Source organism: Nocardiopsis dassonvillei, from assembly GCF_964273065.1.
In the GTDB taxonomy this organism is placed as follows: domain Bacteria; phylum Actinomycetota; class Actinomycetes; order Streptosporangiales; family Streptosporangiaceae; genus Nocardiopsis; species Nocardiopsis dassonvillei_B.
The window spans coordinates 4,689,682-4,704,264 of the sequence record NZ_OZ186815.1; the positions used below are offsets into that span (position 1 = coordinate 4,689,682).

Below are 14,583 nucleotides of genomic sequence, written 5' to 3' on the forward strand. Positions count from 1 at the left end.
CGCGGCCGCCGCACCGGCGCCGGCCGGCCTGTCGGCCGCCCCCGTGGCCGTCACCCTCCCGGTCGTCACCCTCCCGATCGGCGCCGCCCCGGGCGGAGGGCTGCTGTGAGGGCGGCTCCTCATGGCGGAGCCCGGCCGCGACGCGGCCGGCCGCGCCTGGTCCGGGCCCGCCGCCGGGCCCGTGTCGCGACGGGAGGAATTGTTCACTCTGAGTGACAATGTGGTGGTGGGCGGTGATCGCAGCCCACCATCCCATTCCAGCAGGTTCATCCGTCCCGGGGTGCGGGCGCACCGGTGCCCGGGGGGAGTCGAGGAGCGTTCCGATGACCCGAGCAGGCACTCTGCGCGCGGCCGCCGCCGCGGCCGCCCTGGCCCTGCCCCTGGCACTGGCGTCACCCGCCACCGCGGCCCCGGCGGGCACCGCCCCGGCGGCCGGGGACACCGCCGCGGGGCAGAGCGCCCTCTCCGTGCGCCACTACTACACGACCTGGCGCGACGCCCGCTCCTACTGGTCGCAGGACACCCGCTACCCCACCAGCGGGTGGCTGTGGGCCGGGCGGCACTACTTCTTCTGCCAGACCGAGGGCGCCGCCCACTCCGACGGCAAGGGAGCCCTCTCCACCTGGTGGGTGCTCACCGACGACGACACCGGCAACCGCGACGTCTTCGTCAGCGCCACCGCCCTGCGCGTCGCCGAGCCCTGGAAGCCCATCGAGGGCCTGCCCCGCTGCTGAGCCGGACGACACGGGCGGTCCGCCGGGCGGGCCCCGGAAAACGCGAGGGGCCCCTCCCGGAGGAGGGGCCCCGACGCGTCGGTCAGGCGTCCGGCGCGTCCGCGCCGTCGGCCGCCCGCCTGCGCCCGCGGCTCAGGTACAGGGCCGCGCCGCCCGCGCCCACCGCGACCACGGCCGCAGCCACCAGGCCCAGGAGCGCGGTGCCGGTCCGGGGCAGCGAACCGTTCTTGTCGTCGCCCGGCTTGGGGCTCTGGCCCGCCGGGTCCGAGGGCTCGCCGCTCGGACCGTCGGTCGGGCCGGCCGTGGGGCCGTCGGTCGGCGACGGCGACGGGCTCGGCGACGGGCTCGGGCCCGGGCCGGTGCCCGGGTCGGGGACGGTCGCCTCCTCGCCCACGACGATGCGGCCGGAACCGCCCTCGGGGTAGGCGGCCTCGGTGATCCGGCCGTTCAGGGTGCCGGTGACCAGGCGCTCAAGGGCGCCCTGGTAGGTGGAGCCCACCACGGTGAAGTCCGCCCCGCGGAACGGGTAGCGGTCGCCGCCCCGGGCCGAGAAGTCGTTGGTCACCACCGTGATCGGGTCGCCGGGCACGACCTCGCCGTCCTTCACGATGACCGTGCCGTCGTGCAGGATCGCGCTGCGGACCCGCTCACCCGGCGTGGTCACGGTGCCGTCGTCCCCGGTGACCTGCGCGGTCCGCTCCGGATCGTAGGCGAAGTTCACGCCCGCCACCTGCATGAAGCCGCCGCTGGCCGCCGGTGCGGCGGACACCCCCTGCTCCAGCAGCTCCTTGACCTGGGAGCGCGGGAGGTCGGGCACCACGGCCACCTGGTTGGCGAACGGGGCGATCGAGTAGGTGTCCAGCGCGGTCAGCGGACCGGCCGGGATCACCGAGGCGTTGCGGATGCCGCCGCCGTTCTGGATGCCGATCTGCGGCTCGGGCACCCCGTACTCGGCGGCGTTGCGGATGCCGGTGTCGAGCAGGCCGTCGGCCACCAGGTTCCCCAGGTTGGTCTCCTGGGTGCGCACGCCCGGGTTCTGGACGCCGTTGAGGTCCACCTCGCTCTGGGCGACCACGGTCTCGGACAGCTCGGCCACGTGGTCCGAGACCGGCTTGGTGACCTGCGCCTCGACCTCGGGGTGCGGGGCGACCGCGTCGTCCCCGGTGCCCGACACCCGGACGGCGCCGGAGCGGTCCGACACCGACGTCACGTTGCCCTCGGCGTCGAAGTTGAGGACCAGGCGGCCCACGTACTTGTAGTTCGAGCCGGCCGTCACGATCGGCACGGTCTCACCGTCGGGGTTGACGGCGGTCAACGGGTAGGCGAGCGGCCGACCGGTGCCCGGGTGGGCGGTGACGGTGTCACCGGGGACCAGGGCGTCGTCCGGGTTGGCCATGACCTCGTGGCCGCCGCCCGAGACGATCGCGTCGACGCCGGTCAGCTCCCGGGCGACCCGCTCCTCGTAGGTGATGTTCTGCAGGTGCGAGATCAGGATGATCTTGTCGACGCCGGCCGCGTCGAGGCGGTCGACCTCGGCCTGCACCGGGGCGACCAGGTCGTCGACCACGACGTTCCGGGGGCTGCTGATGGTGGCCAGCGGCGGGTAGAGCGCGCCGACGATGCCGACCTCGTGCCCGCCCGTCTCCACGACGGTGCTGGGCGCGATCCGGCCCTCGGCCTCCAGCGCGGCCAGCGACGGCTCCTTGGAGACGTCGACGTTGGCGGCCAGCACCGGGACGCCGGGCAGCTGTTCGATGAACTCCGCGTACACGTCCGGGCCGAAGTCGAACTCGTGGTTGCCCATCGAGATCGCGTCGTAGCCCGCGTACCGGGCGGCCACCGCGTCGTAGAACGGCGCGCCGTCCTCGCGGGAGGCGGCGAACTCCGGGCCCGGCAGGTACATGTCGCCGGAGTTGACGGTCACCACACCGCGGTTCGCGGACTCGCCCCCGCCGAGCGCGCCCTCCGCCTCCTCGGCGGCGCGCAGCTCGTTGACGAGGGCGGTGAACCGGGCGGCACCGCCGAAGTCGTCCTGTCCGGAGGCGGCCAGCAGCTGCGACTCCGGGTCGTTGGCGTGCAGGACCGTCAGCGTGAACTCGGTGTCGCCCGCCGGCTCCAGCGGGACGGCGGCACCCGCCGCGGGGGCGAACGGCACCGTGAAAGCACCGGTCAGCATCAGTGCGGCCGAGACGCGCACGAATCTGGACATGGGTTCCGTGCTCCTTCGTGGGGGATCGGGGGACCGGTGTGACCGGGATGTGGGGGATCGGTGGGATCAGGGGGTGGTCCCGCGCGCCGCTCGGGTCGTGAGCGGGCCCAGAGACGCAACATTAGGGGCGATCGCTCCGGGGGTCAGGGGCCCCAGGGTTACGATTTGTAGAATCTGCCGTACCGGTGGGGATTTTTCGACCCGTCCGTATCACCCGTCTCCGGTATCGTCCCACTCCCCGAGCCCTACCATGAGTGAAGCCGGTGACCCCGAAACCCCTTGGAGGACGGCCGTGGTTCCCTCTGGCCAGGACCCCTACGAGCCCGACGGCGTCCCGCCGAGCGGGGGCCTGCCCGACTTCGAGGCGAGCTTCGCGGCCCTGCGCCCGGACGCGCCCCTGCCCCGGCGGGTGGCGGTCGTGCGCATCCTCATGTTCATCGGCGGTGCCTGCGGCATCGCCCTGGCCCTGCTCTTCCTCCAGGGCCTGGTCATCCCCCAGGAGCAGATGGAGGAGGCTCTGGCCGTCCAGGCGGAGATGCTCGCCCAGCAGGGCGTCCGGATGGAGATGGGCGTGGAGGCCATGCGGGCGATGATCCTCGTCGTGGCCGTGGTCACCGGTGTCTACGGGGTGCTGTCCACCCTGCTGGCCGCCCGCATCCGGCGGCGCACCGTCGGCGTCTTCTGGGGCGTGGTGCTCTTCCACGGCGCCGCGGGGGCGCTGCTCACCTGGAACCTGTTCTCCGGCGCCTGGGAGGCCGTCGTGCCGCTGGGTTTCGCGGTGTACATGATCGCCGTCATGTTCGGCCGCGACGCCCGCGCCCACTACGGCCTGCTCTGATCTTCGGGCCTCTCCCGGCCGAACAGGCGCAGCCCCTGGCGGGGCGGCTCCGGCGGACGCACCGCCACCTCCGTCCAGCACCGCTCCAGCAGGCCGCGCACGGCCGCCCCGCCGTGCCCCGGCCCGGCGGCCCCCGGCTCCAGGGCCAGGACCTCGCGCAGCAGCTCCGCCGCGTCGGGCCGGTCCTCGGGGTCCTTGGCCACGGCCGCCTCCACCACCTTCTTCAGGCCGGGCGGCAGGTAGTCCAGGTCGGGCTCCTCGAACAGCACCCGGCGGGCCATCTCCTTGGCGTCGGCCCGGCCGAACGGGTCGTGGCCCAGGGAGGCGAACGCCACCGTCGCACCCCACAGGAACACGTCCGAGCGCTGAGTGGTGGGCTGGCGCGAGTACTGTTCGGGGCTGATCCAGCCGGGGGTGCCCAGCTTGTCCACCCAGGCGGTGACCCGCTCGTCGGGCAGGGCCTCCGGTGAGGGGAGCCCGAGGTCGCGGTAGGCCCGGCGCATCCGCCGCAGCCGGATCCACTTGGTGGGGTCGGGGTCCTCCACGGGGTGCGCGATGCCGAAGTCCACCAGCTTGGGCCCCCTGGCCGAGAGCACCACGTTGCTCGGCTTGAGGTCGCGGTGGACGACCCCGGCGGCGTGGATGGCGCGCAGCGCCTCGGCGGTGCCTGCGGCGACCCCGAGCAGCATCCCCTTCTTCAGGCGGCCGAACCGCTCCACGTGGTGTCGCAGGGTCGGCCCCGGCACGTACTCGGTGATCATCCACGGCTGTTCGGCCTGCACGTCGGCGCGTACGAAACGGGCCACCGAAGGGCTGTTCACCCGCGCCAGCAGCCGGGCCTCCAGGGCGAAGCGGTCGCGGAACCGCGTGTCCGACGCCTGCCCGGCGTGGATCACCTTGACCGCCAGGTAGCCGCCGGAGCCGGGGGAGGCGGCGGCGTAGACGGTGCCCATGCCGCCGGAGCCGATCCGGCCCACGATGCGGTGGCCGCCGATCTCCGGGGGGTCGCCGGGTTCCAGGGGGTGGAGTCTGCGGATGCCGCGCGCCTTCATGGGACTCCGATCACGGGGGACGTCGAGCGGGAGTCTATCCACCGGGGCCGGGCCGAAACCGGGACCGCGGACCGTCCGTCGGATATGAAATAAGGACGCGATCCCCCCGATCCCCCGAGGAACCGCTTGGACGTCACACTCGCCGACGGCCGCACGATCTCTCTGAGCCCGGGCCAGGCGGAGGCCCTGCTGGACGCCGCCCCGCTGCCGGACGACCCGCGCGTGTGGTCGCCTGTGTACCTGGGCGCGGCCGGCAACGCCGCCCTCGTCGAGGGCGGCCTGGCGGAGCGCACCCGCGAGGGGTTCCTGGGGCTCACGGGGCTCGGCCACGAGGTGCGCGCCCGCCTGCCGGACCCGGGGGCGGAGCGCGGGGGTGCCGGGGCCATCCTGGACCCCGCGCTTCCGGAGGGCGAGAGGCGGGCGCTGCTGGCGGCGCTGGCCCGGGCGGGGACCGCCCGGGAACGGGACGGGAGGGACCGGTGGGGCAGGACCGTCCTGCGGGTGTCGTACGCGGTGGTGCTGGCCTACGGGGCCTGCCGCCTCTTCCTGGACCTGTCCGGGGTCTGGACGGTCCTGGTGGTCCTGGCCACGGGCGTCGTCGTCCTGGTGCCCTCGGCCGGGGCCGGGCGGGAGGGCGGGCTCCGCGACCCGCGCCGCGTCACGGAGTCGATGGCCGACCGCTACGTCCTCCCCGAGCAGGTGAAGGGGGAGTACCGCGCCCTGCTGGAGCGCACCCGGCGCGCGGTGGACGCGGTGCTGGGGTCCGGTCCGCACCGTGAGGGGCTGCTGCTGGACACGGTCCGCAACGAGGTGGTGCTGGCCGAGACCGAGTGGACCGTGGCCCGCGGGCTGGCCGGCCTCGCCCGGTCCCTGCAGGAGATCGAGTCCACCCCGGTCACGGGGGAGCGCTCCAGGGCGGCCGCGGCCCGGGCCCTCGCGGCCCTGACGCAGGAGCGCGGGCGCCTGGAGGGCCGCATCCGGCTGCTGGAGGAGTACGCGGACCGGGTACGTGCGGCCGAGGAGAAGCGCATCGACGCCGTCTCGGCGCGCGAGCTGGAGTCGATCGCCGACCGGATCACCGAGGCGGGGGCGGCCCACGAGCACCAGGAGGCGGAGCTGCGCTCCCTGGTGAGCGCCCAGGAGGCCGCCCTGCGCCTGGCCGAGCTGACCGAGGGCGGATGAGGCCTGCGCCGCCTCCGGCCACGCGCTCCCCCGGAGCCCCTGGAAGCACCTCCTGCCGGTGACGGCCGGATACGTGCCCTTCTCCGGGGACGGGCGCGCGACCGACGTGGTGTGCCCCGGGACCCGGGCCTTCCTCCCGGGGCATCTCCACGGGCCTCGCGGTCCGGTGGCCGGGAGCCGCGGCCGTACCGGTGCGGGGTTCCCGACGGGCCGGTCAGGGCGCGGCCGGGGGGGCCGGGCGTCCAGGCGGCGGACCTGGTCGTCGGACAGCTCCAGTCCCGCGGCGGCCGCGTTCTCCTCGAGGTGGCCGACCGAGGTGGTCCCCGGGATCGGCAGGATGTGGGCGCCCCGGCGCAGCGGCCAGGCCAGCTGCACCTGGACCGGGGTCGCCCCCGTCCCGGCGGCGACCTCCGCCACCGGTGAGGCGTCCACCGCCTCCCCCATCGCGACCGGGAAGAACGGTACGAACGCGATGCCCAGCTCGGCGGTGCGGTCCACCACCGGCTCGTGGTCGCGGGCGGCGTGGTTGTAAAGGTTCTGGACTGCGGAGATCGGGGCGACCGCGCGGGCGCGCTCCAGGGTGGCGACATCGACCTCCGACAGGCCGATCGCCCGCACCCTCCCCTCCCGCTGCGCCTGGGCCAGCGCCCCCACCTGGTCCTCCACCGGGACCTCCGGGTCCACGCGGTGCAGGTACAGGAGGTCGATCGTGTCGGTGCGCAGGCGGCGCAGGCTCGCCTCGACCTGTTGGCGCAGGTAGGCGGGGCGACCCAGCGGCACCCACTCGGCGGGGCCCGGGCGGGTGACGCCGACCTTGGTGGCGATGGTGGCGCCCGACCCGCGCAGCGCCTCCCCGAGCAGCCGCTCGCCCTCGCCCAGGGCGTAGGCGTCGGCGGTGTCGAAGTGGTCGACGCCCAGGTCCGGGGCCCGGTGAAGCAGGGCGGTCAGGGCATCCCGGTCGGTGGGGGCGCTCCAGACCGGGGCGGCGGCCCCGGCGCGCTGGTGCGGGGCGTCGGCGAAGCGCATGGTGCCCAGGCCGATGCGGGTGACGGGGAGGGTGCGGACGGGGGCGGTGTCCCGCGGCAGGGTGTTCGTGGTGTTCTCTGTCATGCGAGGACGTTAAGAGCTCACACCGGTGAGAGGGGCGAGGGAACGTGGGCGGGATCACCGGGATGCGGATCGGGGACCTGGCGGCCAGGACCGGGGTCGGGGCGCGGATGCTGCGGTACTACGAGGAGCAGGGGCTGCCGGCGCCGTGCCGCACGGCGGCGGGCCAGCGGATGTACGGGCCCGGTGACGTCGATGTGGTGCACCGGATCCGCCGCCTGCTGGACGCCGGGCTCGGCACCCGGGTCATCCGCACCGTCCTGGAGTGCGCGTGCGGGGGCGAGGGCGATGTGGAGCCCTGCCTGGACCCTCTGCTGGTCCGGGAGCTGGAACGCATGGACGGTGAGCTGGCGCGGCTCGCCCGGCACCGGGACGCCGTCGCGGTGCTGCGTTCCGGGACCCGGGGCGCGGCTTCGGCGGGCCGGCCTTCCCCGGAGCGGGGGCGGCCGGGAGGGTTGCGGGGCCGTGGTCGCGAGCTCCGGCCCGGGGAGGGACGCCGGCGGCCCGAGGCCGCGCGACGCCCCCGGTCGGGGGTGAGGGCGTCGGGCCGGGGAGGGACCTGCGGTTCCGGGGCCGGGGGCACGGCCTTCCCGGGGAGGGCGCGAACGTCGGTCCGGTCTGGCAGGCTCGGGGGAGAGAGGAGGCAGCCGTGAAGCCCGCACGTTTCATCGACGCCGCCCTGTGGTTCCCCGAAGCCGTGGAGGCCCGGCCCTTCGGCCCCGGCACCCTCGTCCACAAGGTGTGCGACCGGATGTTCGCCCTGCTGTGGGAGGGGGAGGAGCCCAGGGTCAACCTCAAGTGCGACCCCGTGCACGCCCTGGAGCTGCGCGACCGGTTCCCCGGCGTCACTCCCGGCTACCACATGAACAAGGACCACTGGAACACCGTGGTCCTGGACGGCACCGTCCCCGAGGACGAGGTCCTGGAGATGCTGCGCGACTCCTACGTCCTGGTCGCCCGCGGCCTGCGCAGGGCCGACCGGGAGCGCGTGCTGGCCGTGCTCGGCGACGACCTCCCCGGGCTCGACTGACGGAAAGGGGACCGGGTGTCCGACGAGAAGCGCTCCCCCGCCGTCGTCCAGGGCGTCCTCGAGCGCATCACCTACGCCAACGAGGAGACCGGCTACACCGTGGCCCGGGTCGACACCGGCCGCGGCTCCGCCGACCTCCTCACCGTGGTCGGCGCCCTCATGGGCGTGCAGCCCGGGGAGGCCCTGCGCATGCACGGCCGCTGGGGCTCCCACCCCCAGTACGGCCGCCAGTTCCACGTGGACGACTACACGACGGTGCTGCCCGCCACCGTGCAGGGCATCCGCCGCTACCTCGGCTCCGGCCTGATCAAGGGCATCGGCCCCAAGATGGCCGAGCGCATCGTCGGGCACTTCGGCACCGACGCCCTCGACGTCATCGAGGAGACCCCCGAGCGCCTCATCGAGGTGCCCGGCCTGGGCCCCAAGCGCACCCGGCTGATCGCCGACGCCTGGGAGGAGCAGAAGGCCATCAAGGAGGTCATGGTCTTCCTCCAGGGCGTCCAGGTCAGCACCTCGCTGGCGGTCCGCATCTTCAAGAAGTACGGCGACGCCTCCGTCGAGGTCGTCCAGAAGGAGCCGTACCGGCTGGCCACCGACGTCTGGGGCATCGGCTTCAAGACCGCCGACACCATCGCCCGGGCCGTCGGCATCCCCCACGACAGCCCCCAGCGGGTCATGGCCGGCATCCAGTTCACCCTGTCGGAGTCCACCGGCGACGGCCACTGCCACCTGCCGGAGGAGAAGCTCATCTCCTCCGCCGTCAAGATCCTGGGCGTGGACTCCGGCCTGGTCATCGAGTGCCTGGCCCGGCTCATCGAGGAGGAGGGCGTGGTCCGGGAGGAGGTCCCCGGACCCGAGGGGGAACCGGTCCGGGCGATCCACCTCGTGCCCTTCCACCGCGCCGAGGTCGGCACCGCCGCCGGGCTGCTCACCCTGCTGAACCACCCGCACGACCGGATGCCCGCCTTCGCGGACGTGGACTGGGACGTGGCCCTGGACTGGCTGCACCGCCGCACCGGCACCGAGCTGGCCCAGGAGCAGCGCGCCGCGGTCGTCCAGGCGCTCACCCGCAAGGTCGGCGTCCTGACCGGCGGCCCCGGCTGCGGCAAGTCCTTCACGGTCTCGGCGATCGTCACCCTCGCCGCCGTCAAGGGCGCCAAGGTCGTGCTGGCCGCCCCCACGGGCCGGGCCGCCAAGCGCCTCACCGAGCTGACCGGCCACGAGGCCGCCACCGTCCACCGCCTGCTGGAGCTGCGCCCCGGCGGCGAGGCCTCCTACGACCGCGACAACCCCCTGGACTGCGACCTGCTGGTGGTGGACGAGGCCTCCATGCTGGACCTCATCCTCGCCAACAAGCTCATCAAGGCCGTCCCGCCCGGCGCCCACCTGGTGCTGGTCGGGGACGTCGACCAGCTGCCCTCGGTGGGCGCCGGACAGGTGCTGCGCGACCTGCTCGCCGAGGACTCCCCGATCCCCAGCGTCCGGCTCACCCGCGTGTTCCGCCAGGCGCAGCAGTCCGGGGTGGTCACCAACGCCCACCGGGTCAACCGGGGCGAGCCGCCGCTCTTCGAGGGCATGCGCGACTTCTTCCTCTTCCCCTGCGAGGAGTCCGAGGACGCCGCGGCCATGGCCGTGGACGTGGTCGCCCGCCGCATTCCGCGCACCTTCGGCCTGGACCCGCGCCGCGACGTCCAGGTCCTCACCCCCATGAAGGGCGGGGCGGCCGGGGCGGGCAGCCTCAACACCGCCCTCCAGGAGGCCCTCACCCCCGCCGGGGAGGGGGTGCCCGAACGCCGGTTCGGCGGGCGGATCTTCCGGGTCGGCGACAAGGTCACCCAGATCCGCAACAACTACGACAAGGGCGCCAACGGCGTCTTCAACGGCACCCTCGGCGTCGTCACCGGCCTGGACCCCGTCGCCCAGGAGCTGACGGTGCGCACCGACGAGGACGAGGACATCGCCTACGACTTCGCCGAACTCGACGAGCTCGCCCACGCCTACGCCATCACCGTGCACCGCTCCCAGGGCAGCGAGTACCCGGCCGTGGTGATCCCCGTCACCACCAGCTCGTGGATGATGCTCCAGCGCAACCTGCTCTACACCGCCATCACCCGCGCCAAACGCCTGGTCGTGCTGGTGGGCTCGCGCCGCGCCCTGGCCCAGGCGGTCCGCAACGCCTCCTCCGGGCGCAGGCACACCGCCCTGGCGCACCGGCTGCGCGGATACGCTCAGGGATCGTGGACCGAGACACCCTGATCGTCGTGGGCGCCGCCATCATCCGCGACGGCCGCATCCTGGCCGCCCAGCGCGCCGAACCCGCCGCCCTGCGCGGCCGCTGGGAGTTCCCCGGCGGCAAGGTCGACCCGGGCGAGAGCCCGGCCGACGCGCTCGTGCGCGAATGCCGCGAGGAGCTGGGGGTCACGGTCCGGGTGCGGGAGGCGATCGGTGCCGACGTCCCCTTCCCGGCCGTACCGGGGCGCACCCGGCCCGCGGTCCTGCGCCTGCTGCGCGCCGACCTCGTCGACGGCGAGCCCCGAGCTCTGGAGCACCTGTCCCTGCGCTGGCTCACCACCGCCGACCTCGGCACGCTCCCGTGGCTCCCGGCGGACGTACCGTTCCTGGAACCCGTCGGGGCCCTGCTGGCCCCGCCGGGATGAACAGGCCCTCCGGGGCTGTTGACCCTGTGGGCGTGGTCAGGATGACCTGTGCGTTTCCCGACCAGCCCCCCATGACCGCATAAACTGGCGATGGGCCGTGGCATCCTGCGGTCTCTACCCAGTATCAGGAGATCGAGACTTTTCCATGTCCACCGCCACGCCCGTCCAGGGCTCCGCACGCCGTAGCGACCTTCGCAACGTCGCCATCGTGGCCCACGTCGACCACGGTAAGACGACCCTCGTGGACGCCATGCTCTGGCAGTCCGGCGTCTTCCGGGAGAACCAGGACGTGGACGACCGCGTGATGGACTCCAACGACCTCGAGCGCGAGAAGGGCATCACCATTCTCGCCAAGAACACGGCCGTCCACTACACCACGCCCGAGGGCGAGGACGTGGTCATCAACATCATCGACACGCCCGGCCACGCCGACTTCGGCGGCGAGGTCGAGCGCGGCCTGTCGATGGTCGACGGCGTCGTCCTGCTCGTGGACGCCAGTGAGGGCCCGCTCCCGCAGACCCGCTTCGTGCTCCGCAAGGCCCTCAAGGCCAAGCTCCCCGTCATCCTCGTCATCAACAAGGTCGACCGGCCCGACAGCCGCATCGCCGAGGTCGTGGACGACACCTACGAGCTGTTCATGGACCTGGACGCCGACGAGTCCCAGATCGAGTTCCCGATCGTCTACGCCTGCGCCCGCGACGGCAAGGCCTCGCTGGAGCGCCCGGCCAACGGCACCGTCCCGGACAACGACAACCTGGTGCCGCTGTTCAGCACCATCCTGGACACCATCCCGGCGCCCGAGTACGTCCCGGACGCGCCGCTCCAGGCCCACGTCACCAACCTCGACGCCTCCCCGTTCCTGGGCCGCCTGGCGCTGTGCCGCGTCCAGCAGGGCGAGCTGCGCAAGGGCCAGCAGGTCGCGTGGATCCGCACCGACGGCACCACCCAGCAGGTCAAGATCACCGAGCTGCTGATGACCGACGGCCTGGAGCGCAAGGCCGCCGAGAAGGCCGGGCCCGGCGACATCGTCGCCATCGCCGGCATCGAGGACATCATGATCGGCGAGACCCTCGCCGACCTGGAGAACCCGGTCCCGCTGCCGCTCATCACGGTGGACGAGCCGGCCATCTCCATGACCATCGGCACCAACACCTCGCCGCTGGTCGGCAAGGTCAAGGGCGCCAAGGTCACCGCCCGCCTGGTCAAGGACCGCCTCGACAAGGAGCTGGTCGGCAACGTCTCCCTGCGCGTGCTGCCCACCGAGCGCCCCGACGCCTGGGAGGTGCAGGGCCGCGGCGAGCTGGCGCTGGCCATCCTCGTCGAGCAGATGCGCCGCGAGGGCTACGAGCTGACCGTCGGCAAGCCGCAGGTGGTGACCAAGGTCATCGACGGCAAGGTCCACGAGCCGGTCGAGCGCCTCACCGTGGACGCGCCCGAGGAGTACATGGGTGCGATCACCCAGCTCCTCAGCGTCCGCAAGGGCCGCATGGAGAACATGGTCAACCACGGCACCGGCTGGGTGCGCATGGACTGGCTGGTGCCCTCCCGCGGCCTCATCGGCTTCCGCACCGAGTTCCTCACCGAGACCCGGGGCACCGGCATCGCCCACCACGTGTTCGAGAAGTTCGAGCCGTGGTTCGGCGAGCTGCGCACCCGCCCCAACGGCTCCCTGGTGGCCGACCGGGCCGGCGCCGCCGTGGCGTTCGCGATGTTCAACCTCCAGGAGCGAGGCACGCTGTTCGTCGAGCCGGGCACCGAGGTGTACGAGGGCATGATCGTCGGCGAGAACGCCCGCGCCGACGACATGGACGTCAACATCACCAAGGAGAAGAAGCTCACCAACATGCGCTCGGCCACCGGCGACGAGCTGGTGCGCCTGGTGCCGCCGCGCAAGCTGTCCCTGGAGCAGGCCCTGGAGTTCTGCCGCGAGGACGAGTGCGTGGAGGTCACCCCCGAGCACGTGCGCATCCGCAAGGTCATCCTGGACCAGAAGGAGCGCGGGCGGATCACCGCGAACAAGAAGCGCCAGCAGCAGTAGGGGAACCTTCCCCGAGAGGCGGGCGGGCCGCGTCGCGGCCCGCCCACCGGCGTTTTCCTCCCAGGTCACCCGGGTAGACCGCTGTGATATGAAGACCGATCCCTCGTGTCCCCGGTGCGGGCGCGCGGTCCGGCCCCCGGGGTTGTGGACCAGCGCGTGGCAGTGCGACGCACACGGCCCGGTCACTCCGCTGCAACCGGTCCGCCAGCCCGGTACCGCCGCACTGGAGGCGCTGCTGCCCCAGGCCCGGGTCCCGGTGTGGATCCCCTGGCCGCTGCCCACCGGGTGGGTGGTCACCGGATTCGCGGAGGCGGGCGACGAACGCACCGGGGCCCTGGCCGTCGCCGTGGCCCTGTCCGGACCCGACCCGCTGGGCGGTATCGGCGAGGCCGTCATCGTCGCGGAGGCGCCGGGGATCGGCCTGGGGGCCCGCCTGGCCGGCCTGGAGGGGCCCGACGCCGGTGACGGGTTCGACACCCGCGCGCCCGACGCCAAGGTCCGCTTCGACGGCCACGAGATTCCGCTGTGGAACCTCGACCTGGGCCGCGAACGCGCCGGTTACACCGGCGAGGCGCTCTCCCAGTGGCTGTGGATGGTGTTCGCCAGGGCCGGGACCGCCCTGCTGATGTGCGAGATCAGCGCCCTGCGGGACCTGCGCGACATCAAGGACGGCGGGGTCGCCCTGGAGCCGCCCTTCGGTGCGCCCAGCCCGTTCCTGGCCGGTGAGCTGGCGCCCCGCCCCGCCTGACGCGGTGGGCGGGCCCGGCGCTTAGTACGATCAGCCGGTGACACGTATCGACCTGCACTCCCACAGTTCCGTCTCCGACGGCGGCGATGCTCCGGAGGAGGTCATCGGGTACGCCGTCGCCGCGGGCCTGGACGTCCTCGCCCTCACCGACCACGACACGGTCGGCGGCGTCGAGGCGGCCGCCGCGGTGCTGCCTCCCGGGTTCACGCTGGTCCCGGGCATGGAGCTCTCCTGCGCCTACCGCGGCTCCAGCGTCCACCTGGTGTCCTACCTGTTCGACCCGGACGACCCCGACCTGACCGAGGAGCTGCTCCGGGTGCGCTCCGACCGGGCCTCGCGCGCCGAGGAGATGGTCCGCAAGCTCCAGGCGAACGGGGTGGACGTCACCTGGGAACGGGTGCTGGAGATCGCGGGCGCCGGGCACGACGAGTACGCCGACGCCAACACCATCGGCCGCCCGCACCTGGCCCGCGCCATCGTGGAGGCCGGGGCCGCCCGCGACGTGCAGGACGCCTTCGACCGGTGGATCGGCTCCGGCGGACCCGCCTACGCGTCCCGGTACGCCATCGACCCCGTGCGCGCCGTCGGCCTGGTACGGGCGGCGGGCGGGGTGTGCTCCCTCGCCCACCCGGGCCGCGCCGAGGGCGCCCTCAACGGGTCCGTCCCCCTGGAGCTGGTCGAGCGCATGGCCGAGGCCGGACTGGGCGGCATCGAGGCCGACCACCCCTCGCACAACAGCGCGCAGACCCGGCACTGGCGCGGTGTCGCCGCCGACCTGGGCCTGGTGGTCACCGGGTCCAGCGACGACCACGGCTCCCTCACCGGGCACCGGCTGGGCGTCCGGACCACCGCGCCGGAGGCGTTCGAGGAACTGGTGGCCCCGGCCACCGGGGTCCCGATGATCACGGGCTGAGGCTGTCGGTGCACGCCGCGGGTTCGGTACGGTACGGACCATCGCGCGCGGGCGCGACAATGGTCGCAGCGCAAT

Annotated in this window: 12 protein-coding genes and 1 pseudogene; 10 read left to right on the forward strand and 3 right to left on the reverse strand. The window is 73.7% G+C overall.

All coding sequences use genetic code 11. The annotated features are described in order from the left end of the window. Window positions 1-323 precede the first annotated feature (323 nt). Window positions 324-734: a hypothetical protein gene (locus ACSUPR_RS21035; RefSeq protein WP_436886420.1), complete on the forward strand. Its 411-nt coding sequence runs from the start codon at window positions 324-326 to the stop codon at window positions 732-734. 82 nt (window positions 735-816) lie between these two features. On the opposite strand, the gene ACSUPR_RS21040 is transcribed toward ACSUPR_RS21035, so the two are convergent. Further along, on the reverse strand, window positions 817-2,943 hold the full coding sequence (locus tag ACSUPR_RS21040; RefSeq protein ID WP_436886421.1) for a bifunctional metallophosphatase/5'-nucleotidase: 2,127 nt from the start codon (window positions 2,941-2,943) through the stop codon (window positions 817-819). Window positions 2,944-3,235: 292 nt separating this feature from the next. Between ACSUPR_RS21040 and ACSUPR_RS21045 the strand changes: the two genes are divergently transcribed. Further along, window positions 3,236-3,781: a hypothetical protein gene (locus tag ACSUPR_RS21045; RefSeq protein WP_436886423.1), complete on the forward strand. Its 546-nt coding sequence runs from the start codon at window positions 3,236-3,238 to the stop codon at window positions 3,779-3,781. Here ACSUPR_RS21045 and ACSUPR_RS21050 read toward each other — a convergent pair. After that, entirely contained in the window at window positions 3,766-4,833 is a 1,068-nt protein-coding gene (locus ACSUPR_RS21050; protein WP_436892087.1) for a serine/threonine-protein kinase, read from the reverse strand. The two genes, ACSUPR_RS21045 and ACSUPR_RS21050, sit on opposite strands and share 16 nt — an antisense overlap. Before the next feature lie 126 nt (window positions 4,834-4,959). On the opposite strand from ACSUPR_RS21050, the gene ACSUPR_RS21055 reads away from it, so the two are divergent. Beyond that, on the forward strand, window positions 4,960-6,015 hold the full coding sequence (locus tag ACSUPR_RS21055; RefSeq protein ID WP_436892225.1) for a hypothetical protein: 1,056 nt from the start codon (window positions 4,960-4,962) through the stop codon (window positions 6,013-6,015). Window positions 6,016-6,312: 297 nt separating this feature from the next. Here the strand turns inward: ACSUPR_RS21055 and ACSUPR_RS21060 are convergent. Beyond that, a pseudogene (locus tag ACSUPR_RS21060) lies at window positions 6,313-7,125 on the reverse strand (aldo/keto reductase); the annotation flags it as partial. Between the two features lie 44 nt (window positions 7,126-7,169). Between ACSUPR_RS21060 and ACSUPR_RS21065 the strand changes: the two are divergent. The 7 genes from ACSUPR_RS21065 (at window position 7,170) to ACSUPR_RS21095 (ending at window position 14,508) form a co-directional block, all read left to right on the forward strand. Beyond that, window positions 7,170-7,775, forward strand: a complete 606-nt coding sequence (locus tag ACSUPR_RS21065) for a MerR family transcriptional regulator (protein ID WP_436886424.1) — start codon at window positions 7,170-7,172, stop codon at window positions 7,773-7,775. Then, window positions 7,772-8,152, forward strand: a complete 381-nt coding sequence (locus ACSUPR_RS21070; RefSeq protein ID WP_436886425.1) for an MmcQ/YjbR family DNA-binding protein — start codon at window positions 7,772-7,774, stop codon at window positions 8,150-8,152. Before ACSUPR_RS21065 ends, ACSUPR_RS21070 begins: the two co-directional genes overlap by 4 nt. A gap of 15 nt (window positions 8,153-8,167) precedes the next feature. Beyond that, entirely contained in the window at window positions 8,168-10,408 is a 2,241-nt protein-coding gene (gene recD2 / locus ACSUPR_RS21075) for an SF1B family DNA helicase RecD2 (protein WP_436886426.1), read from the forward strand. Further along, on the forward strand, window positions 10,390-10,809 hold the full coding sequence (locus ACSUPR_RS21080; RefSeq protein ID WP_436886427.1) for a (deoxy)nucleoside triphosphate pyrophosphohydrolase: 420 nt from the start codon (window positions 10,390-10,392) through the stop codon (window positions 10,807-10,809). The genes recD2 and ACSUPR_RS21080 overlap by 19 nt, the downstream gene beginning before the upstream one ends. Window positions 10,810-10,954: 145 nt before the next feature. Continuing rightward, window positions 10,955-12,847 carry a translational GTPase TypA gene (gene typA, locus ACSUPR_RS21085; protein WP_436886428.1) on the forward strand — a complete coding sequence of 631 codons (1,893 nt, stop codon included), beginning with the start codon at window positions 10,955-10,957 and terminating at the stop codon, window positions 12,845-12,847. Between the two features lie 88 nt (window positions 12,848-12,935). Next, window positions 12,936-13,595 (forward strand): DUF6758 family protein, encoded by a 660-nt coding sequence (locus ACSUPR_RS21090; RefSeq protein WP_436886429.1) that lies wholly within the window; start codon window positions 12,936-12,938, stop codon window positions 13,593-13,595. 37 nt (window positions 13,596-13,632) lie between these two features. Next, the gene (locus tag ACSUPR_RS21095) at window positions 13,633-14,508 is read left to right on the forward strand and encodes a PHP domain-containing protein (protein ID WP_436886430.1); all 876 of its coding nucleotides are present in this window, start codon (window positions 13,633-13,635) and stop codon (window positions 14,506-14,508) included. Window positions 14,509-14,583 lie beyond the last annotated feature (75 nt).

What these genes read in the sequence shown, in the direction of transcription:
- ACSUPR_RS21035 (WP_436886420.1), top strand. Translation starts at nt 324, where the DNA reads ATGACCCGAGCAGGCACTCTGCGCGCGGCCGCCGCCGCGGCCGCCCTG.
- ACSUPR_RS21040 (WP_436886421.1), bottom strand. Translation starts at nt 2,943, where the DNA reads ATGTCCAGATTCGTGCGCGTCTCGGCCGCACTGATGCTGACCGGTGCT.
- ACSUPR_RS21050 (WP_436892087.1), bottom strand. Translation starts at nt 4,833, where the DNA reads ATGAAGGCGCGCGGCATCCGCAGACTCCACCCCCTGGAACCCGGCGAC.
- typA (WP_436886428.1), top strand. Translation starts at nt 10,955, where the DNA reads ATGTCCACCGCCACGCCCGTCCAGGGCTCCGCACGCCGTAGCGACCTT.
- ACSUPR_RS21090 (WP_436886429.1), top strand. Translation starts at nt 12,936, where the DNA reads ATGAAGACCGATCCCTCGTGTCCCCGGTGCGGGCGCGCGGTCCGGCCC.